The 26,323-nt window shown below is 44.8% G+C and carries 19 protein-coding genes and 1 pseudogene; 14 read left to right on the top strand and 6 right to left on the bottom strand.

The features are described 5' to 3' along the window. Positions 1 to 38 precede the first annotated feature (38 nt). From FIV04_RS20975 to FIV04_RS20960, 4 genes are all read left to right on the top strand, one after another. Positions 39 to 785: a response regulator transcription factor gene (locus FIV04_RS20975; protein WP_152470392.1), complete on the top strand. Its 747-nt coding sequence runs from the start codon at positions 39 to 41 to the stop codon at positions 783 to 785. Next, complete coding sequence (locus FIV04_RS20970) at positions 782 to 2,116, top strand: sensor histidine kinase (protein WP_152470391.1); 1,335 nt, start codon at positions 782 to 784, stop codon at positions 2,114 to 2,116. The genes FIV04_RS20975 and FIV04_RS20970 overlap by 4 nt, the downstream gene beginning before the upstream one ends. Positions 2,117 to 2,267: 151 nt before the next feature. Further along, the gene (locus FIV04_RS20965; RefSeq protein ID WP_152470390.1) at positions 2,268 to 4,187 is read left to right on the top strand and encodes a TonB-dependent receptor; all 1,920 of its coding nucleotides are present in this window, start codon (positions 2,268 to 2,270) and stop codon (positions 4,185 to 4,187) included. A 221-nt stretch (positions 4,188 to 4,408) separates the two neighbouring features. Further along, positions 4,409 to 6,763 (top strand): fatty acid cis/trans isomerase, encoded by a 2,355-nt coding sequence (locus tag FIV04_RS20960; RefSeq protein WP_152470389.1) that lies wholly within the window; start codon positions 4,409 to 4,411, stop codon positions 6,761 to 6,763. A 102-nt stretch (positions 6,764 to 6,865) separates the two neighbouring features. On the opposite strand, the gene torS is transcribed toward FIV04_RS20960, so the two are convergent. After that, positions 6,866 to 9,829: a TMAO reductase system sensor histidine kinase/response regulator TorS gene (gene torS / locus FIV04_RS20955; protein ID WP_152470388.1), complete on the bottom strand. Its 2,964-nt coding sequence runs from the start codon at positions 9,827 to 9,829 to the stop codon at positions 6,866 to 6,868. A 92-nt stretch (positions 9,830 to 9,921) separates the two neighbouring features. On the opposite strand from torS, the gene torT reads away from it, so the two are divergent. Both torT and FIV04_RS20945 read left to right on the top strand, forming a co-directional pair. After that, complete coding sequence (gene torT, locus FIV04_RS20950; RefSeq protein WP_152470387.1) at positions 9,922 to 10,971, top strand: TMAO reductase system periplasmic protein TorT; 1,050 nt, start codon at positions 9,922 to 9,924, stop codon at positions 10,969 to 10,971. Between the two features lie 65 nt (positions 10,972 to 11,036). Then, positions 11,037 to 11,492 carry a methylglyoxal synthase gene (locus FIV04_RS20945; protein WP_032552293.1) on the top strand — a complete coding sequence of 152 codons (456 nt, stop codon included), beginning with the start codon at positions 11,037 to 11,039 and terminating at the stop codon, positions 11,490 to 11,492. A gap of 110 nt (positions 11,493 to 11,602) precedes the next feature. Here the strand turns inward: FIV04_RS20945 and FIV04_RS20940 are convergent, their stop codons facing one another. Continuing rightward, positions 11,603 to 11,953 carry a VOC family protein gene (locus FIV04_RS20940; RefSeq protein ID WP_032552292.1) on the bottom strand — a complete coding sequence of 117 codons (351 nt, stop codon included), beginning with the start codon at positions 11,951 to 11,953 and terminating at the stop codon, positions 11,603 to 11,605. Positions 11,954 to 11,991: 38 nt separating this feature from the next. Beyond that, on the bottom strand, positions 11,992 to 14,067 hold the full coding sequence (helD, locus tag FIV04_RS20935; protein WP_152470386.1) for a DNA helicase IV: 2,076 nt from the start codon (positions 14,065 to 14,067) through the stop codon (positions 11,992 to 11,994). A 176-nt stretch (positions 14,068 to 14,243) separates the two neighbouring features. On the opposite strand from helD, the gene yccS reads away from it, so the two are divergent. The 6 genes and pseudogenes from yccS (at position 14,244) to FIV04_RS20910 (ending at position 21,279) form a co-directional block, all read left to right on the top strand. Continuing rightward, positions 14,244 to 16,406 (top strand): YccS family putative transporter, encoded by a 2,163-nt coding sequence (gene yccS / locus FIV04_RS20930; protein ID WP_152470385.1) that lies wholly within the window; start codon positions 14,244 to 14,246, stop codon positions 16,404 to 16,406. Between the two features lie 376 nt (positions 16,407 to 16,782). After that, positions 16,783 to 16,956, top strand: a complete 174-nt coding sequence (locus tag FIV04_RS27000; protein WP_172974294.1) for a hypothetical protein — start codon at positions 16,783 to 16,785, stop codon at positions 16,954 to 16,956. Positions 16,957 to 17,266: 310 nt separating this feature from the next. After that, positions 17,267 to 17,587: a hypothetical protein gene (locus FIV04_RS20925; RefSeq protein WP_150868759.1), complete on the top strand. Its 321-nt coding sequence runs from the start codon at positions 17,267 to 17,269 to the stop codon at positions 17,585 to 17,587. Positions 17,588 to 17,753: 166 nt separating this feature from the next. Further along, positions 17,754 to 19,013 (top strand): hydroxymethylglutaryl-CoA reductase, encoded by a 1,260-nt coding sequence (locus tag FIV04_RS20920; protein ID WP_150897316.1) that lies wholly within the window; start codon positions 17,754 to 17,756, stop codon positions 19,011 to 19,013. Positions 19,014 to 19,046: 33 nt separating this feature from the next. Beyond that, positions 19,047 to 19,970: a LysR family transcriptional regulator gene (locus tag FIV04_RS20915; protein WP_152470384.1), complete on the top strand. Its 924-nt coding sequence runs from the start codon at positions 19,047 to 19,049 to the stop codon at positions 19,968 to 19,970. Between the two features lie 352 nt (positions 19,971 to 20,322). Further along, a pseudogene (locus FIV04_RS20910) lies at positions 20,323 to 21,279 on the top strand (IS110 family transposase). 22 nt (positions 21,280 to 21,301) lie between these two features. Here the strand turns inward: FIV04_RS20910 and FIV04_RS20905 are convergent. From FIV04_RS20905 to FIV04_RS20895, 3 genes are all read right to left on the bottom strand, one after another. After that, positions 21,302 to 21,757, bottom strand: a complete 456-nt coding sequence (locus tag FIV04_RS20905; protein ID WP_152470383.1) for a GNAT family N-acetyltransferase — start codon at positions 21,755 to 21,757, stop codon at positions 21,302 to 21,304. Positions 21,758 to 21,877: 120 nt separating this feature from the next. After that, positions 21,878 to 23,053, bottom strand: a complete 1,176-nt coding sequence (locus FIV04_RS20900) for a hypothetical protein (protein WP_152470382.1) — start codon at positions 23,051 to 23,053, stop codon at positions 21,878 to 21,880. Positions 23,054 to 23,177: 124 nt separating this feature from the next. Then, positions 23,178 to 23,663, bottom strand: coding sequence for a GNAT family N-acetyltransferase (locus tag FIV04_RS20895; RefSeq protein WP_152470381.1), 486 nt, complete (start codon positions 23,661 to 23,663; stop codon positions 23,178 to 23,180). Positions 23,664 to 23,753: 90 nt separating this feature from the next. Between FIV04_RS20895 and FIV04_RS20890 the strand changes: the two genes are divergently transcribed. Both FIV04_RS20890 and FIV04_RS20880 read left to right on the top strand, forming a co-directional pair. Then, positions 23,754 to 24,779, top strand: coding sequence for an IS110 family transposase (locus FIV04_RS20890; protein ID WP_152470380.1), 1,026 nt, complete (start codon positions 23,754 to 23,756; stop codon positions 24,777 to 24,779). A 368-nt stretch (positions 24,780 to 25,147) separates the two neighbouring features. Continuing rightward, positions 25,148 to 26,164, top strand: coding sequence for an IS110 family transposase (locus FIV04_RS20880; RefSeq protein ID WP_152470379.1), 1,017 nt, complete (start codon positions 25,148 to 25,150; stop codon positions 26,162 to 26,164). The last annotated feature ends 159 nt before the right edge of the window (positions 26,165 to 26,323 follow it).

Here is a 26,323-nt window from a genome sequence, read left to right as displayed (position 1 = left end):
TTGATAATAGTTTTCATTATCAATAATTGGTGTGTCTTATGTTGTCTTTCGATTACTCTTCTACCCCCACTAAAGCAAAAGCTCCGACGTTAGGGCGCCTACTCGTCGTTGAGGACGACATCACGCTTAATGAACACCTGACCGATCTGCTGAGTAATCGTGGTTATCAAGTGTCTAACACGGCTTGTGGCGAAAAAGCACTAGAGCTTCTAAGACTGGAAAACTTCGACTTGGTATTACTGGATGTTGATTTACCTAAGGTGGATGGTTTCAGCATTCTCAAATTTGTTCATGAAAACTCGCAAACACCGGTAATCATGCTGACCGCCTATGGTGCAGAGGAGCATCGTATTCGAGGCTTTAAATCGGGCGCCGATGACTATATCTCTAAGCCATGTAGCTTTACAGAAATCAGCTTACGGGTAGAGGCTGTCTTAAGACGTACCAAGCCTGAACCCATTAGCCACACGCCATCACATCGTCTTCAGCATCACGAGCTCACCCTAGATAGACTCGCTCACACCGCAAGTGTAACGATCGATAGCCAACAACAAACGACTGAATTGACTCCGACTCAATTCAAGCTTCTTTGGGTATTGGTTCAAAACGCTGGTACGGTGCAGACCAAGCCATTTTTGTATCAAGCGGTTCTCGAACGGGAGTTTAGCCAATATGACCGCAGCTTAGATATGCACCTTTCCAGAGTCAGAAAAAAGCTACTCTCATTTGGTATGTCCAACGACCGCATTCAAACCGTCCATGGCAAGGGTTACATCGTAAAATGAGTCGATTACTGTTTTGGCGTTTGTTTATCGTGCTGTCGTGTGGGGTTGTGATCTTCTTCTCTCTGCTGCACAGTGCCGCGATACTCTCAAATGAGAAAATGAGTTACATCAAGAAGAACCATCAACAGGAGATCCTCGCTTGGGGACAGACTGCTCAAAACTTCCTAGCCAATCAGCAGTTTTCAGAACTTGATATCTGGCTTGATCAACTCTCTGAAACGGAAAGCACTTGGGTAACAGTGGTTCAGTCTAGAATTGATGTTGTCGCAGGTAATGAACTCAATCAGCGCTTCTGGGAGGGCTACGGAATTGGCCGCAATGTTGCGTGGAAAATACATCTAGACTTTCCTGACAACCCAATCATGGAGGTCGCGCTCAGCCCTTCTAACTATCATTTTTTGGTTCTTCTTCCTGATAGAATGCGTCCTGGAACCTATATGTCCCACGCATTCTGGCTATTTCGCTTTATCATCCCGTTTGCCATGCTTCTCGCATTGACTATCTATTTGTATCGTTACGTAATGCGCCCGTTGCAACAGTTTCATCGCGCTACCCAAGAGTTCAGTAAGGGCAAATATTCTGCGCGCATTCCGACAAAACTCACGCGAGGTAACGACGAATTTAGCCAGATTGCACGTACGTTCAACGCGATGGCTGAGAAAACGTCGGACGTCATCACTCACAATCGAAACCTAATCTCAGACATGTCTCATGAGATCAGAACCCCCATTGCACGTGTCGAAACCGCGATTGATTGTATGGAACAGAACATCAAGCCTGACGCCATGATGCAGCGAATCAAAGGCGAAACCAAAAACATGCGTGAGTTGGCTGAAGATACTTTGACCTTAGCTTGGTTAGAGAACGAGAACCCCGACCTTCGCCAAGAATCTTTCGATCTGATTGAACTGGTTGAAACAATCGTCGAGGATGCTCGATTTGAATTCACGGACAAACAGATAGTACTTAACTCTCCAGAGACATTATCGCTCGACAATTCTAATCAGAGAGCTTTGGGGCATGCGATAGAGAACATCTTACGCAACGGTCTTCGTTATACGCCAGATGGTGAACCGCTTTTAATCGATATAAAGTGTGAAAAATCGAAAGTTTTCATCATACTCACCGACAGTGGACCGGGTATTGATCCGCAACTTTACGACAAGATGTTTACTCCCTTCTTCAAAGCACATAACCAAGTTGGCACTCGAAAAGGATTTGGGGTGGGACTAGCACTCGCCAAACGTCACATTGAAGCGGTTCAAGGCTCCGTGAGCGCTCGCAACGCTCCAGGCAAAGGTTTACGCATGAGTATCGAGCTCCCGATTTAGTTGGGCCGCTACCTGTACTTGTTATCAAGGTGAAGCGGCTCTTCTGCATACCAATTGTCGATATGTAACATTTGTAAAATTGATTTACTCAATACTCAAATCACACCAAAATCCAACTCGATAATAATTCTCATTAACATCGGAGGTTTCGGTGAATTTACCAGCCACTTTTAAATTAAGCCCCATTGCTTTATCTCTGCTTCTCACTTCTCATAGCGCCTTTTCTTCAGACGATACTGAAGTAATCGAAGTAACCGGTCATCAAATTCATACTGGCGATGTGACCATCACCGCAGACGACCTGGACAAACGTCAGGCTCAAGATCTCAACGACATTTTCCGTGGTGATGCTGAAGTAAGCGTGGGTGGCTCTTCAGGCATATCTCAAAAGATCTATGTGCGTGGTCTTGAAGACACTATGCTGAATATTTCTGTTGATGGTGCAGAGCAATCGGGCAGCCTTTTCCATCACCAAGGTCGACTTTCGATTGAGCCAGAGTTGCTCAAACAGGTCGATGTCAGTGCGGGTGCTGGTCGCGCGACTAATGGTCCTGGAGCACTAGGTGGTGCAATTCAATTTAAGACCAAAGACGCACATGATTTGCTCCATCCAAACGATAGCTTTGGCGCGCAAGTCAAAGGTGGCTATTACACCAACAACGATGGCTACAAAGTTTCTACGAGCTTGTACGGAGAGGTTACAGAAGGCTTAGGGTTACTTGCCTCATTTGGTTACGTTGATGGCCAAAATATCAAAGATGGAAACGGTGATAGTCAACCTTACACGGCTTTAGAACAAACTGTGGCGCTACTTAAACTCTCAGGTCAAGTTGCTGAGAGTCAGTACTTCTCCTTGAGCTACGACTTCCGCCAAGACGATGGCCGCCGTTTAAATCGACCACACTTTCAACCAAGCTTCAAAAACGACCCGCTAGACCAAGAGGCCGACCGCCATACAATCACTGCGTCTCATAAGTACACTGGCAGCGATATGCTGAATGTTGAGAGTACGCTCTACAATACGAGCAATCGCATCGCGCACAAGAATCATCCGACATGGGGCACCAGCGACGGATCAATTGATACCTATGGTGCGAAATTCAGTAACACCTCTAACTGGACAGAAAATACTGTCATCTATGGTATCGACTACAAAAATGATACTGCAGACTTTGACACAGGCTCTGGCGCGCAGAACAGCAAAGAGAAAGGCAAGGTTTATGGTTTATTTGTTCAAGACGACTGGCGTATTACCCAAGACTTAACACTCACTGCGGGTGCTCGTTATGACTGGTATGAACTGGAAGACAATAAAAACCAGAAATTTGATTCTAGCGGCTTTAGTCCAAACGCAGGTTTAGATTATAAGCTCAGCCCTTCTATCAATGTATTTGCAAGCTACGCGGAAGCGTTTCGCGGCCAACAGATCAAAGAGCTGTTTATTATTGATTACAAAGAAAACGATCCAAACCGCAAACCAGAGAAAGCGCAAAACACCGAGTTTGGTATGGCTTATCAAGCACAAGATCTCGCCATTGGTGCCACCTTTTTCTATAGCGAAATCGAAGATGTTGTCGGTGATAACGGCACCATTACCAATGTTGGTGACTTGAAAAACAAAGGCATTAACGCGTACATCAGTTATCAGTTCGAGCAACTACGCACTCGTCTAAGCTACAGTCAGTCACGACCGGAACTCAACGGTGAACCACTATCAGACGATAGCATGAACATTGGTACATCAGTTGGTGATACCTGGGTTCTTGATTTAGGTTACACAGCAACAGAAAGCTTAGAGCTTGGTTGGAATGCTCGTTTTGTAGAGCGCTTAACCGACGTTGCTGATCCAAGTGTTCATCCTGAAAAACCTGGCTACGGGGTTCACGATCTCTACGCACAATGGATTCCAATGTCGAGTGAAGAGCTAACATTAACTCTGTCAGTAAAAAACGTGTTTGATAAGTTCTACTTCGATCACGCCTCTTACATGGAGTACATTGGTAGCCCTGTCGCACAAGGTTACGCAAGTGCAGGCCGCGATTTCCGCTTCAACGCGAGCTACTCTTTTTAATCAATAGATACTTCTGGTTCTAATCGATTGATACTTCTGGTTCTAACTAATAGATACCTCTAGATATACTGTCGAGACCTAATCAAACCTAGCGAGTAGCGTCAAACTTCCCTTTACGCTACTCGCTTTTCTCGCCAACGCTATTCAGCAAATTACTAGAACATGAGCATTTTCAATCATTTTCGATATACTTAAGAAAAATGATAAAACTATAAGTCTCTATGAATCTAAAAAGAATATGGGTTGTCGCACTGGTCAGCCTCTTCTCAGGTTGTGCAATGTACGCTGGCTTAAACTTCGATGAGCTGTTTGGTGAACCCGAAGTTCGTGACCGCCAAGCACCAGTGGTTTCTGCACAAGCACAACATTTCATTAATGAAGTCAAACCGATTATCGATAACCGATGCGTGGTATGTCACGCCTGTTACGATGCGCCATGTCAGTTGAAGATGTCTTCAGTTGAAGGGATTGACCGAGGTGCAAGTAAAGCATTGGTTTATCAAGGCACACGCTTAACAGCATCAGCACCCACTCGCCTGTTTGAAGATGCGTTGACCACTCAAGAGTGGCGCGATGCGGACTTCCACCCTGTGCTGAACGAGCGTATGCAAAACTCGACCGCTAACTTAGATGCTGGTTTGGTTGCTCGTATGTTGATTCAAAAAGAGAACCACCCACTTCCCGATCAAAAACAGTTGGAAGGGTTTGATTTCGCTATTGACCGCGATCAGCAGTGCCCGACCATTGAAGAGTATGCCCAATACGAGAGAGATTACCCAACATGGGGAATGCCTTACGGGATGCCAAACCTAGATAAAGGTGAATACGCGACCTTGATGAGCTGGTTAGAGAACGGGGCAATCATGAACGCTCACATCCCTTTGACTGAAGATGAGCAGGAGCTGGTTGATACCTATGAGAGTTTCTTAAACAAAAGCGCGCGTAAGAGTCAGCTGTCTGCTCGGTACATCTACGAGCACTTATTCCTTTCTCACCTCTACTTTTCTGAATTAGAGGGACCAACTCGCTTCTTCACCTTGGTTCGCTCTGCAACTCCACCAGGTCAACCCGTGCAACGTATTACGACACGACGCCCATACGATGACCCTGAGGTGCCACGTGTCTATTACCGTATCATTCCTGAGCAAGGTACCATTGTCGACAAAACGCACATGCCGTTTGCTCTTAACGAGAAGCGCCTACAAGACTGGACAACTTGGTTTGTTAATACCCCATACATAGTTCGAGAGCTGCCAAGCTATGAGGTCGATGTTGCAGCCAACCCTATGACCGCATTTGAAGACCTGCCTGTAAACTCGCGCTTTAAATTCATGCTCGACAATGCCCAGAACACCATCATGGCTTACATCAAAGGCCCTGTGTGTCGTGGACAATTGGCGTTAAACGTTATTAATGACCGTTTTTGGGTGGTATTTGTCGATCCGGATAAAGCCGATCTTCCTGAGATCAATGATTTCTATGCTAGCCAAAAAGATAACCTCAAACTACCGGGCGAACTTGAAAGTAACACGCTACCTGTGACCAACTGGGTTAAATATTCGAAGCAGCAAGCTCGCTATCTAGAAGGCAAATCTGAGTTCACCAACAAATGGTTCAAAAACGGTGAGAACCTGACCATGAACGTGATTTGGGACGGTGGCGGTACCAATCCAAATGCAGCGCTAACGGTGTTTAGACACTTCGACAGTGCTTCTGTTGTGCAAGGCTTGGTCGGCACGCAACCAAAGACAGCATGGGTACTCGATTATGCTCTACTAGAGCGTATTCATTACCTGCTGGTCGCTGGCTTTGATGTCTACGGTAACTTTGGCCACCAGCTGATGACTCGCATGTTTATGGACTTCTTACGTTTAGAGGGTGAAAGTAACTTCCTAACCCTATTACCTAAAGATGTTCGTCATGAGGAGCACTCAAGCTGGTACCAAAACCAAAACACTCAGCTAAGTGACTTCTTGCAGCGTAACATCGCACCGTTCGATCAACCGTCTAGCGTCGTCTACAAAACCGACAATCCTAAGGCGGAGTTGTTCGATATGTTGGAAGAGAAACTAAAACCTATTCTTAACGACCGTTACAAGATCGTTGATACGGGGTTTGAACCGAAACATGAAGCTCTGCTGCAACAAGTCGACACGATTAAAGGCGCTGGTCTACAGCATGTGCCTCAACTCGTAATGATGATGATCAAGGCTCAGGACGGTGAAGAGCAGCTGTTTACGATGATTCACAACAACTCTCATACCAACATCTCAAGCCTATTTAACGAAGAGAGCAACCGAGATTACCAGAACGATGACCTGACTTTGGTAAGAGGCGTTGTGGGTAGTTACCCGGCCGCTTTCCTAGAACTTAATGAAGCTGAAATCCCTCAGCTTGTTTCTATGCTTCAAACCATTGAAACTGAGGAGGATTATGTCGCCTTACTCGATAAGTTTGCGGTACGCAGAAGCTCGAGCGACTTTTGGCCGTTCAGCGACCGTGTTCACCAGTGGTATCAGCAGAACCAACCTATTGAGTTTGGTCTACTGGATTACAATCGCTTTGAAAACCGTTAAAGCTCATGACGCAGTTTGAGTCATTGTTGCTTGATTGAGTTAAAACTAAAAATCCTCTGCCAATGCAGAGGATTTTTGTTATTGGTCACTTGAACATCGTTTCTAAAAGTAGGATTTCAGAGCCTGATTCGATGCATCGACTATTTCAATTAAAGCCTCTGCGGTATTGCCATATTCAGTCAAAGGTTCAGCTGCCGCTTCAATCGCTAAGCAAGCTTGATGCAGCTTACCTAGACCCAAGCTACCAGCTGAGCCTTTCAGTTTATGCGCAAGCGACTTCACTTCTCGCGAGTTCTTCGCCTCACTCGCCGCTTTTAGCTCATCGAGAATAACTTGCGAGCTCTCTTCGAACAGCCCCACAATCGACTGCATTTTCTCTTTACCTAGAATCGCTAAGTCACCCTCGATGACCTTAGGGTCAATGATCAACACATCCACCTCCTGCTGTTCTTTGATTGTGTCATCCACTTCGTTTACCGAATCAATTTCGCCTTTTTGAGCACTACACATACGATCGGATGGGTCAGGCTGCGGGAGTAACAGTCGACGACCTGTCAGCTGCGCGCTAATCAGCCTTGCCAACGCCTCTTTCTCCAACGGTTTTGGCAAGAACCCATCAAAACCAGAAGCTAAATACTCTTCCACTTCTTCATTGAACACGTGAGCAGAGACTGCAATCATTGGCGGCTCTGTTCGCTGTTGGTCAGAATGACTGTTGAGCACCTTAAGATCGCTTTTCAGGTCTCGAATAAGCTCTGTGCCATCACAGTCAGGCAGATTAATATCCACCAACGCAATATCGTAGTCTTGCTCTTTAAACAGCTCTCGAGCCTGTGCGCCTGTCGTCGCGATGGCAACTTGGTGTCCAAGATTATTCAAGAAACCCTCTGCGACAATACAGTTAACCGGGTTATCTTCAATCAAGAGTACTTTGGCTTTAACACATGCCTCTACCGTCTGAGTTTGAACTTCTACTTTTTCACCCAGCTCGAGCGGAACCGAGAACCAGAACTGACTACCCTCGCCCTCTTCTGAGTGTACGCCAATATCACCATTCATCGCGGTTAAAATACTCTTGCTGATCGCGAGGCCCAGTCCAGTGCCTCCTTTTTTGTTACGACCACTCTCTGTTTGGCTAAAGGCATCAAACAAGCATTGCTGCTCGTCGGCTTTAATGCCTGCGCCAGTGTCCGCGACTTCAAACATCACGCGATTTGGATCTTCAATATCCAAGCTGATGTAGATATCAACAGAGCCGCTATCGGTAAACTTAATCGCATTACCAACCAAGTTATTCAAGATCTGACTGAGGCGTGTTACATCGCCGCGCCAATAAGTTTGCACATCACTTTCGATATGGAAGCTGAAATCAATGTTCTTTTCGGAGGCTCTTCCCTCCATCAACTGATAGGTATCTTCAACCATTTGATGAAGGTTAAAAGAGGCAACGCGGATCTCTAAGTGGCCAGCTTCGATTTTTGAGTAATCCAGAACATCATTGAGTATCGCAAGTAAGTTCTTACCACTGCGGTTAATGATGTCTGCATAGCCAGATTGCAACGAGTTTAGTCCTGTATCCTTCAACAGCCTCGCCGTACCTAATACCCCATTCATTGGTGTACGAATCTCGTGGCTCATTGTGGCAAGAAACGCCGATTTAGCGCGGCTGGCCTGCTCTGCGGCACGTCGTGCTTTGGCGTGGTTCACCACCTCAATGTTGAGCTTTTCATTGGTTTGTTGCAGCTGATAAGTGCGTTCCGTGATCAGCTCTTCAAGGTGCTCTTTGTGTTCTTCTAGCTCACGCTTGGCTTTGGCCTCACCAACAGCCACCACTTGCAGCGCTTGAGCGGTATTTCGCGCGGTGATGATCGCTTGCCCCATGTGAGCAAGTTCATCGTTACCTTTAACTGATATATCGATATTCAAGCGACCTTGAGCTATCGACATCAAGGCGACGGAATACTCTGCAAGCCTTTTCACGACGGAAACGTACACCACACGCCACACAATAAAGGCTGCGATGAATAGACCGATCAACGAGATAACCGATAGTGTCCATTGAGCGTAATTCAAGGTGGTGGTCAGTTCGTCAACCGCCTCTTTGGTACTGCGGTTTGAATCATCCACTAGTACGTTGACTGTGGTATTTAGCTGAGAAAACAATTCCAATGTTTTCTGCATTAAGAATTCTGACTTTTTAGCGTTTTCTGACTTCTCTAGTGCAATCTCAAACACCACCTGACGGCGACGAAGCTCATCCAGAAGCTGCGACATCTGTTCTGAACGAGTTGGGTCTTCTACCGCTTTGACGCGACGAGCCATGATTTTTAGATTCGATTCAAACTCAGTCTGAATTTGGTGAATACGATCGACATCAGTAACCGTCGGCGTCTCTTCAATCTGATTGAGCATCTTAAAAGCCAAAAGATGCAGTTCGTGCAGTCGCTCAGAAAGATCCAGATCGACCTCGACTAGGGCATCCAGCGCTTTGTATGCTCGGTCAGTCTGCTTCTTTTCTAGTAGGTCATAGATGTGGGTTACGTTGGCAACGGCGATGGTTGCGGTATTCAATACTTGAGTACGGGTAAGTTGTTCAAGCTCTTCTGCCAACAAGCGCATCTCTTCTACGCGAGAGCCAAGCTCCTTGGTCAGCCAAAGTTTGCGCTCTACAGAAACTCCAAGTTCCGCTAAGGTATTGATAACGCTCTGAACGTTGTTTTCAAGATTGCTAAGTAGTTCTGAATCAAAACTATCAGAGCCCAGCTCTTTGATATGACGCAGCAAGGATTCAAGTAGCTCAAACAGTTCTGAGCCTGCTTCTTTTCGTTGTTCTTCATTACGCGCATTACTCAGAGTTTGCACCGATGCAATAATGCGGTTACTCAATTCCGAGACCTGACGCGCTTCAATCATTGCTGGCAGTGCGGAATCTACAACGTTTCGTTCTGTTTTTGCCACAAAGCTAAAACCTGACACACCAATTAGAGCTGACACGACAACCAATAAGGCCATCACCAAAAATGAGGCGAGCAGCTTTCTACCTATACTTGCTGTGGCTAACAACATAAACCCATAACCTTAAAACGTTCTTCTTTACCCATGCAGAATACGCTATATTTTGCAGTGTTTCTTATCCAAAGCCAATAAACTGACAATTCATGCTATCTAAACGTTTAGTTTCAACTCTAGTTTCATGCTCACTGAGTGCGGCCAGTTACTCTGCTATCGCAAACGACCTCACAGCGGACAATAAAGCAGTAGTCAAAGACCAGATTTCTTCTGTCACACAACAGAAAGAGAAGGTGTGCGCAATCTACCCACACTTGAAAGACTCTTACTGGTTGTCAGTCAATTACGGCATGATTTCAGAAGCGAAAGAGCAGAAGGTTGAGCTACGTGTACTTGAAGCTGGCGGTTACCCAAATATCGGTAAACAGGCTTCGCAACTTGAGTTATGTAATCAATGGGGAGCAGATGCCATTATCTTAGGAACCGTCTCTCCTGATGCCTTCTATGACAGCCTGACTAAATGGGTAGGCTCTACTCCTGTATTCGCCACCGTGAACGAGCTCAACCTTAGCGACACTCAAAAAGAGAAAGTGCTTAAAGGCACAGTGGGGGTTGATTGGTGGCAAATGGGTTATGAAGTCGGTGAGTTTCTCAAAGCAAGGCACCCGAAAGGCTCAGGAAAAACAGACATAGCTTTGCTCCTTGGCCCACAAGCAAGTGGTGGTACCAAGCCTGTTGCTATCGGCTTTTATGACGCGATTAAATCCAGTGATATTAATATTGCTGTAAGTTATTGGGCGGATAATGACAAAGAGCTACAGAGAAACCTGGTTCAACAGGTGATTGATTTACCAAATATCAAATACATCGTTGGTAGCGCGGTCGCAATTGAAGCGGCCATCAGTGAAGTAAGAGCGGCCAATAAAGAAAAAGAGATTGGATTGGTCTCAAGTTACTTGAGTCACGGTGTTTACCGTGGGTTACTTCGTGACAAGGTGCTATTCGCGCCGACAGATAAGATGGTCGAGCAAGGCCGCTTATCCGTGAACCAAGCGACACACTACCTACGAAAACAGCCTTATGAGTTTCATCAAGTGCCTAAAATTGAAGCATTAACGCCTTCATCTCTCAAAAAAGAGGTGATTGCCGATTCGTTGTCACCTTCTGAGTTTCGTCCGGTATTCAGTGTCACACCTTAGTGATATATTGCTAATTAGAAATTGAAAAAATCAAAAAATATAAGCCAATAATTTAGGAAACATTCATGCAAAAAACAACACGTACGATGCCTGCTCATAAGCACATCGCTTTAGTGGCTCATGATAACTTCAAGCCAGAATTACTGCGTTGGGTAAAAGAGCACAAAGAAAAACTACAAGGGCACTTTCTGTACGCGACAGGTACAACAGGACATCTACTGAGCAAAGAGACTGGCTTAGCGATCAAGAGCATGATCAGTGGCCCTATGGGTGGCGACCAACAACTTGGCGCGCTGATTTCTGAAGGTAAGATCGACATGATGATCTTCTTCTGGGATCCACTTAATGCTGTACCTCACGACCCAGATGTGAAAGCACTACTGCGTATTGCGAGTGTATGGAACATCCCAGTGGCAACTAACCGTGCAACGGCAAACTTCCTATTTAACTCTTCAATGCTTGAAGAAGAAGTGTCGATTGAGATCCCAGATTACGAAGCGTACTTAGCAGACCGCACTTAATTAAGCTTCACAACAAAAATACAAAAACAGCCTGCGCACTTGCAGGCTGTTTTATTTGGTAACGACGAATGTTTGGGCACGACTAGAAAACGCACTCAAACAGGTAGAGCTTACTTATCGCTCCACACCGCCATTTCATTCCCACTTGGTTCGCAGAAATGAAAACGTCGGCCGCCCGGAAAGGCAAATATATCTCGCTTAATCATGCCACCCGCTTCCACTATTTCTTGCTCAGTCTGTTCTAAACCTTGGCTGTAAAACACCATCAGAGCACCACCAGCGCTCGCGTCACAGGCTAACTCAGACTGATAAAAACCACCCATCAACCCTTTAGCGGTAAAAGCCGTGTACTCTGGTCCATAATCTTCAAACTGCCACTGAAATACGGATTCAAAGAACGCTTTGGTCTTGTCTAAATCTTTTGCTGCAAACTCAATATAATTGATCGAACCATGTTCCATTTCGGCCTCCTTACCAAAAATGTTGGCTTGGCTACGGTTTATTTTTTACGGACAACCGGATAATCCGATTGATGCAATTCTTGTACAAAGCCAGAACCATCACCACTGTGAGTAATCCAGACTTTTTCCTTTGCTCGTGTCATTGCGACGTAGAACAGTCTTCTCTCTTCAGCATAAGGGAAATTATCTGAAGACTCTGTCAATGCGCCATCAATATGAAGCTGTTTCTTCTTCGTTGGGAATTGCCCTTCATCTACACAAAGAATGATCACGAAGTCAGCTTCTTTACCTTTACTTGCGTGGCAGGTCATAAAACTCATGTCTAATGATGTGTAAATCTTCTGCCAATCCGCCAACAACTCAGGCTTATGATAATGGTTGCGCCCTAGTAGCAATACTGACTTGGTCGCATTTCCTTTTACTTGGCGGTTGAGCTGATCGAGGATCTTCTCAACATCTTTACTCGGTGCTGTATAAACCGCCTTCTGCTTCTGCTGCTTAAAGCTATTGAGCTCTTTCGGCAGTTGAATCGGATTCTCTTGCACAAATCGATTCGCAACCGCGCCTAATTGGTTATTAAAACGATAAGTTGTGTTTAAATGATGAATCGTCGAACTTTCAAATCGATCTTTAAACCCTGTGGTCAGATCGACATCCGCACCAGCAAACTGATAGATAGATTGCCAGTCATCACCCACCGCAAAAATAGACGCCTGGTGTTCCGCTTTGGTTTGATTACACAGTGCTTCTACTAGAGCCAAGCGGTCTGGAGAGATATCTTGGTACTCGTCGATCATGATGAACTTCCAAGGCGAGATAAATCGTCCTTTTTCCACGTATTGAGTGGCGCGGCTAATCATCATCGAGAAATCGATTTGATTCTGCTCTTTCAGATTCTTCTGCCAAGCGGTCACACACGGCCAGCAAAGCGCGAGCTCGCTATTCAACCGAGTATAATCTGGGTGATCGATAAGCTGTTGCTGAACCTCTTTTTTGGTTAAGCCTGAGCTATTTAACTGCTCTAATTGCTTCTCTAACCATCCGATTAGCTTAAGGTTGGAAACGTGACTACCCAGCTCTTCATCACCTTTCAGGTAAGCAATAGGCCATTTGGCGAGGTGTTTTTGCCAACGCTTGAAGTTAGTCGGAGTCATCCAGTGCTTTTTCAGCCAGTCGATACACCACGCTTGACGTTGATTACTGTCCAGTGCCAATGGAGAAATGGTCACGGGTTCATTTTCAACGTGGTTAAGGATCTTGAGTCCTAACTGGTGGAATGTCTTCACCTGCACTTTTTCAGCTGAGAGACCAATCTTGCTATCTAGGCGCTGTTTCATTTCGTCAGCGGCCTCACGACCAAACGCCAGCAATAGCATTTCCTCTGCCTGAGCTTGATGGCTCTGAAGCAGGTAAGCAACACGAGCAGTAAGAACACTGGTTTTACCCGAACCGGCACCCGCTAGAATCAAGTTATGATCGTCGTTCATCAACACCGCATATTGCTGAGAAAGGTTAAGTGGTGAAGACTCACACTGCGCAAATAACACTTCCCAGTTTTGACGCTCGCGATCAAGCCATAGTCGGTTGCGCTCAGCTTGCTGCTCTTCCGTATCGAGTAACCATGGAGAAAGGCGCGCGATTCGCTTAGGCATGCGCAGAGCAGCTTCATCAAGGGTCATAACCATCGACTCTAAGCCTTGATTGACTTTATTCACCCATTGATCGACTTGAGAGTGCGGCAAGAAAGCAGGCAGTTGCTCAAGACGTGTTAGCTCGGCTTCCCATTCAGGTACATGCTCTGCCAGTTGTTCACATTGAGTATCATGCCACTGTTGATATGCATTCACCGCGCTGCGAGCAAACTGGCGACACTCATCCCATGGCAAACCTTGAACCAACCAGCTGCGTTGTTTTCCTTCATGCGTATTGGCAAAGAACTGCAATGATCCCCAAAACAAACCGCGTTTTATCGCGACTTTACCACTCCATATCGTGAACGGGATACGCTCCTCGCTACCAACAGATGAGAGAAGTAAACGTGAGCCATCTAGCTCAACTTGATGATATTCATTTTGGATAAAAAACTGTGCAGTCTTATTTGCGCTTAGCTGCATTGGGCTTGCTCTTAATTGGGAGATAGTGAATTTATATCATGTTGCAATAAGAATTAATAATATCCCATTTCTTATCGCCGTTTTCATGACCACCTGGGGTTAATTATGAATTAGTATCAAATTCTTGTGCTTGATTTCTGTTAGGATTATGTTTTTAGCTTGAATAGCGAGCGACTGTGAACTTCTCCGATAATTTACGCCTCTACTGGGCGAACAAAACCATAAATTACAGCGTCCTCATTCTTATCACCTTATTGGGTGTTGTGGTGCCCGCTTGGTACTACGAACAAAATACGTTAATCACCCCTCTCATTCTTGGCGTTATTGCCGCCGCATTGGCTGAAAGTGACGATAGCTTTACTGGAAGGCTCAAAGCACTCACATTAACCTTTATCTGTTTTGCCATTGCTGCTTTTTCCATAGAACTGCTTTTCGAAACGCCATGGTTATTCGCGATTGGCTTGTTCATGTCGACATTCGCATTCATCATGCTTGGTGCCATTGGTCCTAAATACGCCAGTATCGCTTTTGGCTCGCTGCTTGTGGCCATTTACACCATGCTAGGTGCACACGAAAGCACCAATTTGTGGTTCCAGCCATTGCTACTGTTAACTGGTGCGGCTTGGTACTACTTTATGTCGATGATTTGGCAAATCGTTTGGCCAATGCAGCCTGTACAACAAAACCTTGCGACCGTTTTTGACCAGATTGGCAACTACATGGAGTCGAAGGCAGAGCTATTCTATCCAGTGACTGACCTAGTCCCTCAACCACACCGCATTATTGAAGCGAAACTCAACGCAAGCACAGTTAATGCCCTCAATATGTGTAAAGCCACGCTGCTGAATCGCTCTAAGCGAGGTCACATTGATGGGCCAAGCGACCGCTTTCTTAATACCTATTTCATCGCCCAAGATATTCATGAGCGCGTCAGCTCTACCCACTATCGCTATCAAGAGCTGGCGAAACACTTTGAACGATCAGACGTACTGTTCCGCTTTAAATATCTACTAGAGGCACAAGCAAAAGCCTGTCATGAAATCGCGAGTTCTCTGAAAGTCGGGGAAGAATATCAACACAGTGATAAGTCAGTTCTGGCTTTAGATGAGTTGATGTCTTCTTTAAACCACCTTCATCAACAAAACCGTCCGGAATGGAAACCACTGCTTAGTCAGCTCGATTTCCTATTTAACAACTTAGCGACGGTAGAAAAGCAGCTATCAAACATCAATAACCCAGATGCCGAGAAGCTTGAAGAAGATGTGTTGGATGACACCAACCCTCACACTCTAAAGGCTATGTGGCATAGAATACGTGCCAACCTTAACAAAGATTCAATGCTATTTCGTCATGCTATACGTATGGCGGTGACGCTAACGTTGGGTTATGGAATCATTCAGGGCTTCGAGATTGAGAGAGGTTACTGGATCCTGCTAACGACTCTTTTTGTGTGTCAGCCAAACTACAGTGCGACTCGTCAAAAGCTTACTGCGCGTGTGATTGGTACCGTGGCCGGCCTGTTGATTGGTGTCCCACTTCTAACTTTCTTCCCATCTCAAGAGAGCCAACTGGTGTTTATCGTGGTCAGCGGTGTGATGTTCTTTGCTTTCCGTATTAATAACTACGGGTTTGCCACCGGCTTCATCACGCTATTGGTGCTGTTCTGCTTCAATCAACTCGGTGAAGGCTATGCCGTGGTTCTACCTCGACTTGCAGATACATTTATTGGCTGTGCGTTAGCCGTACTTGCGGTGGTTTACCTGTTCCCGGATTGGCAGTCGAAGCGTTTGCATAAAGTGATGGCCGATGCGCTAGACGCCAACAAGTCCTATCTGGCGCAGATCATTGGGCAATATCGTATCGGTAAGAAAGACAGTCTCAGCTATCGTATCGCTCGTCGTAGCGCGCACAACAATGATGCCAACTTAACCGTGGCAATCAGTAGCATGTTGGTAGAGCCCGGCAAATATCGAACCTCAGTCGATGAGAGTTTTCGTTTCCTGACTCTCAATCATGCTCTACTTAGCTACATCTCCGCATTAGGCGCGCACAGAACGCGTATTGATGATGAAGCGACTCACAAGCTAGTGCTAGATGCACATCGCGTAATTCACGAGCACTTAGATGCTCTGTACTCTCAGCTTCATAGCCATAGCGAGCAATGTGAAATCAAAAATAGCTACGACCCTGAATTGGATAATCGTTTGAGTGAGTGGCGAGAAGAAGACGAAAGTTCTGTCCGAATGGTGTTGCAACAACTCCACCTTATCTACCGAATGCTGCCTGAATTGCATACCTTGGCAACTAAGTTTGCGGTTAAAGTAACGTTCAATAAATAGTTCAATAGAACGCTAAAAAACCATACAAAAACAAAGACTATAACAAACAAAAAGATAGCTCAAAATTCATTCATCTTGAGCTATCTTTTTAATCTCAATGCCATACCATATAAATCAACAACTTACGAACCCAACCCTACCAAGCCCCGCCACTGCTGGCACCATTGAAATTTACATTACTAAAATCCTCTGACTTTGATTGACCGAGCACTAACTTTGCCTGACATTTCTCGGACAAAAATTGGTCACATAAACTTATAGTTGTCTTATAAATTGGAATCACAAAATATTTAGTGATTTTCCTATCATTTTACTGGATCTATGCTACTAGAGTACTATGCTTACAGTAGCGTAACAGATGTCGTAAGGCCGTATCATGAACGCACTACAATTTGAAGCTCTAAAACAGCAGATTCATCTATTGAGCAATCAACAACTTATCGCTCTTCAAGGTGAAATAGACGAGACAATCGACAGCAAAGTCGACAATAAGCAACAACCTTTGCTTACGGACGAAGAAATGAAAGCACTAAGCGAGCTGTTTAGTTAAGATAAAATCGGCTAAACAGCTCCCTTATCTTCCCGACTGATCTACTATCAAGCGTTTGCCTTCTTACCACGCCTGACAACTTATCAATATAGCAGTTCACTCACACTTCTCCACAAATCAGCCCTTTTATTATCTCTTCAATAGTTTGATGGATGGATTTCTTAGTACATTCCAACAAGCACAGAACTTCCTATATCTTTCCCCTAACGACCACTTAGTTACAATTAACCTACTCATAGATCACACATTTCCCTTGCGTTCAATATTTAGCCAACCTAAACTCAAGTTAGGAATTTAATGAGGTTAATGAATGTCCATTTCAGGTATACATTCTGGTTACGCAATCATGCAGCAGTCTGCCAACATGGCGGAAGAAGCGGCTGTGGAGCTGAATCAGCTTGCTCAGAATGAACCTCAGTTAGAGCAAGAAATGGCACCTAAAAGCGATCTCAGCTTTAATCAACTCCCTACTGCAGACCCACTTCAAAAAGAAACCGTGAGTGAACCAATGCCTTCTCACAGCGATGCGCTAGTAAAACTCACACAAAGCGCCAGTTACAATCGCGTGGGCGCTTCTGTCATCGAGCGCCAGAACGAAGCCATTGGAAGCCTGTTAGACATTCACATCTAATATGGCGATTAACAGCTTGCTCATAATCTCTGAACAAAGCCTCGCGTTTCTTTGTCGATTGCTGCACAAACTGTAACTCATTATATCTGACGCTTGTTTCTCCCTCATTACTCGGTAGAATCAGCGCAAAATATCTCTTGCTGTTCCAACTGTACCAATAATAATTATGCCAAAACTCAACCTGCACCGTCGCGACTATGTTTCAATCTTAGGTGGCGATATCACCGCAGAAGAATTAGAACAAAAGCTTCAACCCCATTTCGACAAGCCAAGTAAAAAGCTGACTCCAAGCCCTTACTTGACTGAGAAAAACCTTACTCGCCGTTGGACAGCCCTTGATAATGCAGAAAGCCAAGCTGAACTGCTTGATGCTCATACCCTTTCGCAATTTTCTGCCTACGAAAAGAACATTGAACACTTCATTGGCACCGTTAAAGTCCCTGTCGGTATTTCTGGCCCACTGCGTGTAAACGGTCTGTTTGCCGAAGGCGATTATTTGGTGCCATTGGCGACCACAGAAGCTGCGCTCGTCGCTTCGTATAACCGTGGTTCTAAGCTCATTTCTGCTTGTGGTGGTGCAAGCGCGATGCTGCTCAACGAAGGTGTAACTCGCACTCCTGGTTTTGCCTTCGAGAACTTAGCGCAAGCTGGTCAATTCGTCGCATGGGTCGTGACGCAATACGATCACTTTAAAGCGCTTGCAGAATCTACGACATCGCACGGCAAACTCACTGACATCAGTTGCAACATCGAAGGCAACCACGTTTACCTTGTGTTTGAGTTTTTGACAGGCGACGCTTCTGGTCAAAACATGGTGACGATTGCTACCAATGCCGTGTTCGAGTACATCATTGAACATACACCCGTGAAACCTGACCATGCGTTTCTTGATGGCAATCTATCGGGCGACAAGAAAGCCAATACACAGACGCTGCGCAGCGTGCGCGGTAAAAAAGTGACGGCAGAAGTGAATATTCCTGCGGAGTTGGTCGAGAAGTATCTCCATACAACCCCTGAGAAAATGGTTCAGTTTGGACAAATGACCACTGTTGGCGGCGCACTCAGCGGTACCATTGGTATCAATGCCCATTATGCGAATGCCCTGGCTGCGCTCTATATCGCTTGCGGCCAAGACGCAGCATGTGTGGCTGAGTCGGCTATTGGTATGACTCGTATGGAACTCAACAAAGAAGGCGGCTTATACGCTAGCGTAACCCTCCCGAACTTGATGCTCGGCACTGTAGGCGGTGGTACGGGTTTGCCAAGCCAAAAAGCGTGTCTGGACTTGTTAGGGCTTCACGGCAACGGTAAATCACAAGCGTTGGCTGAAGTGTGTGCAGCGCTCTGTTTGGCAGGCGAACTTTCTATTGTCGGTGCTTTCTGCGCAGGTCACTTTTCGCGTGCTCATCACAAGCTAGCGCGTTAGAATCCAGACTCATTCTTTGATTCTGGAGTAGAGATGGATTATCTCCACCTATCGCGCGTTAGCCTTAAACACCTTACTGTTCTTCACGTTATGCTCAATACTCATAGCGTGACCCAAACTGCGGAACAGTTGTATGTAACGCCATCCAGCGTCAGTAAGACACTCTCTCAGCTTAGAGAGATTATTGATGATGAGCTTTTCTACCGCGATGGTACCAAGCTCATCCCTACTCCGTTTGCACACCAGATCGCACCAACCGTACATGCCATTTTATCGAGCATGAATGGCCTTCTGCATCAAAAGAGCTTCGTTCCCGAGACTTACCAAGGCAGCTTCACCTTATCGATGCGTGAGAGTACCTTTGAAGTGTTTTCTCCAACCATCAGTCAGATAACCACTCAGTTAGCTCCTAACGCAGCGCTAAAGGTGTACTCGAAGCAGCAATTCGGTTTTGACTCGCTTTTGAGCGGTAAAGTGAATGCTATTTTACTGCCTCACGATATTTCACAACCTCCAACAGAAAACAAAGAGTTGGTATGGAAGACCATCCTATCAGATGAAATGGTATGCTTGATGGGAGCTGATCATCCACTCGCCAATACAACGCTGACTATCGAAGACTACCTCAGCTATAAACACATCGGCATCTTCGATAACGAGCTTTCACAGCCCTTCTTTGAACAAAATTTGGTGCAGTGCCACAAACCTCGTGACGTCGCTATTTCGGTAGCTGACTTTGGCTCAGCCGCCGTGCTTTGCCATCAAACGCCATACTTGTTTACCTGTTCAAAGCTATGGTCGCAGAAAGCCCTACAAGCCAAAGGGCTCATCGCGAAGCCGCTGCCTTTCGATTATGGAAAAGTCGCGTACAGCTTGGTATGGAATCGTCCAAACATGAATGATCAAGCAATGAAATGGCTATGTGATCAGTTCATCACGCCAGAGAAACGGCTTTAAACGTCGGTAGACCACTAAGATCGAGACTTTTGGAAAGTAAGTACTGCTCCTGATGAAACAGGTTTTTGGATAGAAACGCGTTAGAGTTCGAGATCTAACGCGCTCGATATCGATTAGACAAAGTATCTTGAAACCTTAAATGCTTGTATGGAAAATAAGCACTCCAATCGGGTAAGGTGAGACCCAGACTTTAGCTGCAACTAAAGTTCTTCTATCTGGTAGTTCGATTAAATGATGGCTCCTCTAATGAGAGACCGATAACAAGTACGAACGCTAGATAGAACTCCAAGCACCACACTCGAATAGTCTTCTGGGTCTCGAGCCCGCATTTGCAAGCAAGAGTTAGCTTATTATGAATACAAACACACTTCAAAATATTAATGTCGGCGTTGATACGGGTAAGTCACAATTAGATATCTATATCCGCCCACTCGACATTTACTTCACCGTTCCAAACAACGAAAAAGGCATCAATGATGCCATCAAAACCATTAAGAAACACAAACCTCAACGCGTTGTTATCGAAGCGACAGGCCGATTAGAAATGCCCTTTATACTTGCCTGCGATAAAGCGAAGTTACCTTACGTTGTTGCTAACCCGCTACGCATTAAAAAGTTCGCTGGTGCCATTGGTCAGCGCGCTAAGAACGACCGCTTAGACGCCGCTCTTATCGCATATTATGCCGAACGAGTTCAGCCAGAACTCACTCAACTAAGGAGCGAAAATATACGCCTTATGAGTGACTTAGTGACACGACGTAACCAACTACTCACCATGCAGACCATGGAAAGAAATCGACTACAAATATTACCAAAGAATATCGCATCCACAATTTCTCCCATTCTTACTGCACTAAAAAACCAGATAGAAAAAGTCGAAGCAAAGATAACGAAACTAATTGATAGCTGCCCTGAGTATCAATCCAAAAATACCATTCTCCAAAGCATGCCAGGCGTTGGTAAAGTCCTTGCTGCCTCCTTAATCAGTAATGTACCGGAGTTGGGCCTTATCACTAACAAACAAGCTTCTTCTCTCATTGGTGTAGCACCAATAACAAGAGAAAGTGGACGCTTTAAAGGAAAACGGGTGATACAAGGAGGACGAGCTCAAGTTAGAACTGTTATGTACATGGCGATGATGTCGGCCATGCAATGTAACCCTGTTTTTAGGACGACTTATGAACGATTACTTGCGGCATGAAAACCCAAAAAGGTAGCTATAGTTGCCTGTATGAGAAAGATGGTTGTGATCTTAAATTCGATGTTAAGAGACGGTGTTATGTGGGATAAGGATAGCGCCAAAAATTAACTATTGACGCCATAGTCTCTTGTTATGTGTTAACTTGAAGCTCCATAATGAACTTGTTCTGCTCTAAACAAACAACATTAAAACCATGAGACTCATATAGCTTAACGTTATGCTCCTCACAGCGTAGATACAAAGCTGGCACCTGCAACTCAAGAGCTTTAGATTTTGCAAACTCAATCAACATTGTTGAGATACCTTTTCCTCTATGCTCAACAGGAACATAGACTCCATCAAGCCAATAATGAAATCCCTGGTACTCTGGTAATTCTCGATATTTGATTTCACCAGCGCCCGCTAATTCACTTCCAAAATGCACAACAAAAGCCATTGGTATTTCACTTCTATTGGCACCTAATGCCACTTTTTGAGTCACACTTTCTAATGTTGCTGCTGGGTCATTATGTGCCCACTCTTGTAGATACCAATTGGCAATGTTCGATGCTTCATTAGGACAATCCGCTAATAATGAAATTTTCATATTTCCTCGATTACACATAACGCTTTGCAAAGCTGCGTGAAGCAGTTGGCTAAAATTAGCGAGGAACGAGCGTGAGCCAACTGTTTTCACGTCCGTTTGAGCAACTTGTTAAATTGCGGATCATTCCAACTTAAGGCTTGATACATCAGAAAAATAAGAGCTTGTATTTTTGAATTCTTTAACTATTGGTGATACGTAAAAGTGAGAACCATCAGAAGCAATATTTCCTTGAGTATTAGTAAACAAGAGGATACTTGTTAAGTGCTGCTGTTTAAAAATATTCTTTATTTTATTTTCAAATCTAGGGCTGTCTTTTAGAGCATTAAACACTTCATAATTAGAAATTTCCACCGAAATGCATGATGGCTTTGTATTAGGGAGTTGCTCTTTAGCTGATCTTTTGCAGATCCCCTCAAATTCACGCAGTATCGCAGCTTTGACATTAGTGGTGATAATTAAACAAAACCTACCTTTACAGTCATTTGGTGGAGAAGCTATTCGACCAACTTCAACGCCGTTTTTTTGGATCGGTAAATCTAAATGGCTATCTACTTCATCTATATTCGCAACATCACTATACACTTCATGGTGAATCTTTACTTTACTATCTGCAGGTGCGTGAGGATTATTTAAACGACTGATTATCTCAGCAACGAGCAGATCTCTAGTTTTCTTATTTTTTGGTATTGTTCGCTCAAGCTCGATAGTATATACGTTGATTTGGTTGTCAATATTACATTCTAAGCCATGTGACTGGCTCAATATCGCACTATATAACTCACTCGCATCTTCGCCCGAAACATACAGCCCCTTGTCGTAGGCAAAAGACTTACATTCTACTTGGATGTACTCATCAGCTTTCGTTCTGACTAGGTAGTCATAAGTATCACCGCTAGTATCATCATCTTTTACTTCAACCTCGTGCTCTTGGCTAACTAAGTAAAAATACATAAATAACTCATAGTAAATGGCGCGCATATCATTTGGCTGAAAAAATGATGATTGGAACCTTTTCAGGAGTTTACTTTGATTATCTTTCTCTAAAGAGTGATATATACCCAAAAAAGCATTACACGTTGACATTGATTCAGCCACAATTCCCTTTTCATAATGATCTTTCAGGAAGTGCGCTTTTGTTTCGTATAGGTGTAAGCCATAGACAAGCATATTGCTCATAAGCTTTGGCAACGATGGTACTTTTCCTCCATTCATTAGGTTGGAGTATGCCTTTATCCAAGGCTTGTTAGGTAGAACTTTAACTAATTTTTCATATATATACTGGTATTTGTTCTGCATATGAATCCCGATAATTCCTTGAGCAATTTAACGCCTAACATAAGGTGCGCCCCACTGAACTAGCCAAGTGCAGCGAACTCCATACCAAAACCGCCGAGTGTAACGCGTCACCTTGATGTTTTTGTTATGACGATACTCCAAATAGACCAAGGTTATAATCGCCATTTGTACTTTTATAGTCTTGTCCTAATTGTTTGAATTTCGTTCTCTTAAATATCTCATGCATACCCAAATTGTGCGCTCGAGTAGTGGCATAGCAACCCTGACCTTCAAGTTCTGACGCTATAGCTTGGAGTATTTTAGTTGAAAACCCCTTGCGACGATGACGTTCGGATACAAAAATCCAGCCAGCCTCGAAAGGAAATTGATTAGTCAATTCTGGAACGGATGCCTTGCGAAACACACGATTTCTGTACGTCTCTCTTGGTGTTTTTATCGCACCTGTCGCTGCCAACTCATCATCTACATACAGTAGAACCAAACGATGTGCAGCACCCAGTAGCTCCCTAAAACCCGCAGCCTGAACTTCTCCAGCATCGACTACGATTTTTTCAAACTCATCAAGTTCTTGCTTAGAAAAAGAACTTGGAGGATTAATTTCAATTCTCATAACTTACCTAATCGTCATAACGAATGACATGGATTCCCCCTACCGAGGATCTGCCACACTTATGTGGCCCTTAAATGCATCGGAGGCACCATGTCTGATTATTCTTATTTTTGCGGTATCGACCTAGCTAAAAACCACTTTAGCCTTCATGCCGTAGACCAAAATGGTAAAGTCATACTTCATAAGTCAGTAACACGCTCTAAACTATTGACTACAATAGCAAATATGCCACTCATGCGTATAGGCGTTGAAGCGTGTGGTAGTGCACATTATTGGGCCAGAACACTCAATAAACTGGGTCATGACGTCCGCATTATGGCTGTTAAATACGTAATTCCTTATCGAACTAAGGGAAAGAACGACCTTAATGATGCTGTTGCTATTTGTGAAGCTGTTCAGCGACCTTCAACTCGCTTTGTGCCCATAAAATCCCCCGAACAACAAGCCATCCTATCTGTACATAGAATGAGAGAACATTGGGTTCGTGAACGCACCGCGCTTATGAATCGCATGCGTGCTCTGCTTTCGGAATTCGGATTAATCATTCCTGTTGGTCGTTCTTCATTGATGCAACAGGTTCCCTTAATGCTCGAAGATGCAGAAAATGAACTGCCACTCCTTGCAAGAACATTGATAGCTGATGCTTATCATCACCTTGGCGGACTCAACCAACGTATCGCCGATACTGAACAAGTCTTCGATTCCTTTGCCAAGGTCAGCACTAATGTCCAGCGAGTGATGAAGGTTCGAGGTATTGGGCCACAAACCGCAACAGCGATACTCGCTTCGATAGGTAATGGCTCTCAATTTGACAAAAGTCGCGACTTCTCTGCTTGGTTAGGCTTAGTTCCAAAGCAATATTCCACAGGAGGAAAGCCTCGCTTAGGTCGGATAACCAAACACGGCGATAAATACTTACGAACACTATTGGTTCACGGCGCAAGGACCGTGATTGCCAACCTTGGCGACAAGCAAGATAAGCTAAGTCAATGGTGTCGAGGCGTTCTAGAGCGCAGAGGAATGAATCGAGCGATAGTGGCACTTGCCGCGAAGAACGCGCGAATTATATGGTCGCTTTTACACAATCAAACTGAATATGAAAACTATGCTGCTTAAGTAGAACCTTAAGCAGCATAAAGAGTTAAACCCACCGGGTCATTGCAGACGCTAATGATGGAGATAGGTTAAGACCACTTGCGGAGAGCCTGTTAATGCGGCGGACACACGAGATGTCATCTAACGAATAAGGCGCCGCAGTCGCGCAAAGTCATCAGGGCCACGACGTATGCGAATCATCGATAAGTAGGCCGAATGTAGAGCGGCAGTCCAAGACCCATCAACATAAGTTTAGCGGATGTTTGACAACCGGGGGAATCCATGTAGCCGCATTAAGGTGATGAGATGGTCTCCCCCTACCACTTCACATGGCCGTAAGCCATGCTTGGAGTGTTCAGGTCCGGAGTAAAAGGAGAAGACCATGACTCATGCATAAAATCATCGGCATCGATTTAGCAAAAAATATCTTCTTTCTTTTTGAAATCAATCATAAAGGAAAGAACCTTTCTCGTAAAAAACTTCAACGAAGTAAGCTAATTAGCTACATCGCCAATAAAGAGCCTTGTACCATTGCTATGGATGCATGCTCTGGTGCCCATTACTGGGCTCGTGAATTCTCTAAGCTCGGACATCTAGTCCTACTTTATGCACCGCAGCATGTAAAAACTCAAAGGCGTAAACAGAAAAACGACTATAACGACGCCGAAGCCATTGCCGAAGTCGCGCTCTACAAAAGACCTCACCCTATGCCTCATAAATCCATCGAGCAACAAGACATCCAATCTCTTATTCGAATGAGACGTCTGCTCGTCACTGAAAGAACTCGTGTCGTTAATCAAGTGCGTGGCCTCATATCTGAATACGGTATTATCATGCCCAAAGGAGCCACAGCCTTCAGAAAAGCCATTCCCGAAATACTCGAGAACGATGAAAACCAACTGTCTTGTATATTAAGAGAGCTATTATCCCATCAGTACGAGCGATATTTATACATCGACGAACAAGTAAAATGGTTCGACGATAAACTTAACCAAACCGCCAAGCAGTTCGAAAACGCAAAGCGACTCATGTCTATTCCAGGCTTTGGGCCACTCACTAGCCAAGCCGTTGCGGTATGGCTTGGCTCCGGACAACAGTTCAAAACCGGTAGAAATGCCTCCGCCGCAATGGGCCTTGTGCCGAAGCAAGATACCAGCGGTGACAACGCCATTCTTCTTGGGATAACCAAAAGAGGCAACACGTATATCCGCTCCCTACTCGTTCATAGAGCAAGAGCAGCGCTAAGGCGCGCCAAATTTAAATCCGATAATCTCAGTAAGTGGATGCTTGAACTCCAAGAGCGACGAGGACCAAACAGAGCCGCTGTCGCTTTAGCAAACAAACTCATGCGTATAGCGTGGGCTGTTATAACTAAAAATGAAGAGTATCAACCAACACAAAGCTAATGAGAATCACCACCCCTTTGCAAAGTACGTAGTAAGATGAATAACAGGATAAATCCTACACGTTGAAAACCTTATGCTCACACTGTCTTATAAAGTCGATAAGGTGATTAGGACTTCGTGTTCGACTTCCTCATCTTGGCCAAGGCAATAGCCGTTAAA

Source organism: Vibrio sp. THAF190c, assembly GCF_009363355.1.
GTDB lineage: Bacteria > Pseudomonadota > Gammaproteobacteria > Enterobacterales > Vibrionaceae > Vibrio > Vibrio fortis_A.
The sequence above is the reverse complement of the archived record's forward strand: the minus strand, read 5'-3'. Positions and strand labels throughout refer to the sequence as shown.

Bases quoted from the DNA above. Each gene is read 5' to 3' on its own strand.
- FIV04_RS20975 (WP_152470392.1), top strand. From the start codon at position 39: ATGTTGTCTTTCGATTACTCTTCTACCCCCACTAAAGCAAAAGCTCCG.
- FIV04_RS20970 (WP_152470391.1), top strand. From the start codon at position 782: ATGAGTCGATTACTGTTTTGGCGTTTGTTTATCGTGCTGTCGTGTGGG.
- FIV04_RS20960 (WP_152470389.1), top strand. From the start codon at position 4,409: ATGAATCTAAAAAGAATATGGGTTGTCGCACTGGTCAGCCTCTTCTCA.
- torS (WP_152470388.1), bottom strand. From the start codon at position 9,829: ATGTTGTTAGCCACAGCAAGTATAGGTAGAAAGCTGCTCGCCTCATTT.
- torT (WP_152470387.1), top strand. From the start codon at position 9,922: ATGCTATCTAAACGTTTAGTTTCAACTCTAGTTTCATGCTCACTGAGT.
- FIV04_RS20945 (WP_032552293.1), top strand. From the start codon at position 11,037: ATGCAAAAAACAACACGTACGATGCCTGCTCATAAGCACATCGCTTTA.
- FIV04_RS20940 (WP_032552292.1), bottom strand. From the start codon at position 11,953: ATGGAACATGGTTCGATCAATTATATTGAGTTTGCAGCAAAAGATTTA.
- helD (WP_152470386.1), bottom strand. From the start codon at position 14,067: ATGCAGCTAAGCGCAAATAAGACTGCACAGTTTTTTATCCAAAATGAA.
- FIV04_RS27000 (WP_172974294.1), top strand. From the start codon at position 16,783: ATGAACGCACTACAATTTGAAGCTCTAAAACAGCAGATTCATCTATTG.
- FIV04_RS20925 (WP_150868759.1), top strand. From the start codon at position 17,267: ATGTCCATTTCAGGTATACATTCTGGTTACGCAATCATGCAGCAGTCT.
- FIV04_RS20920 (WP_150897316.1), top strand. From the start codon at position 17,754: ATGCCAAAACTCAACCTGCACCGTCGCGACTATGTTTCAATCTTAGGT.
- FIV04_RS20915 (WP_152470384.1), top strand. From the start codon at position 19,047: ATGGATTATCTCCACCTATCGCGCGTTAGCCTTAAACACCTTACTGTT.
- FIV04_RS20905 (WP_152470383.1), bottom strand. From the start codon at position 21,757: ATGAAAATTTCATTATTAGCGGATTGTCCTAATGAAGCATCGAACATT.
- FIV04_RS20900 (WP_152470382.1), bottom strand. From the start codon at position 23,053: ATGCAGAACAAATACCAGTATATATATGAAAAATTAGTTAAAGTTCTA.
- FIV04_RS20895 (WP_152470381.1), bottom strand. From the start codon at position 23,663: ATGAGAATTGAAATTAATCCTCCAAGTTCTTTTTCTAAGCAAGAACTT.
- FIV04_RS20890 (WP_152470380.1), top strand. From the start codon at position 23,754: ATGTCTGATTATTCTTATTTTTGCGGTATCGACCTAGCTAAAAACCAC.
- FIV04_RS20880 (WP_152470379.1), top strand. From the start codon at position 25,148: ATGCATAAAATCATCGGCATCGATTTAGCAAAAAATATCTTCTTTCTT.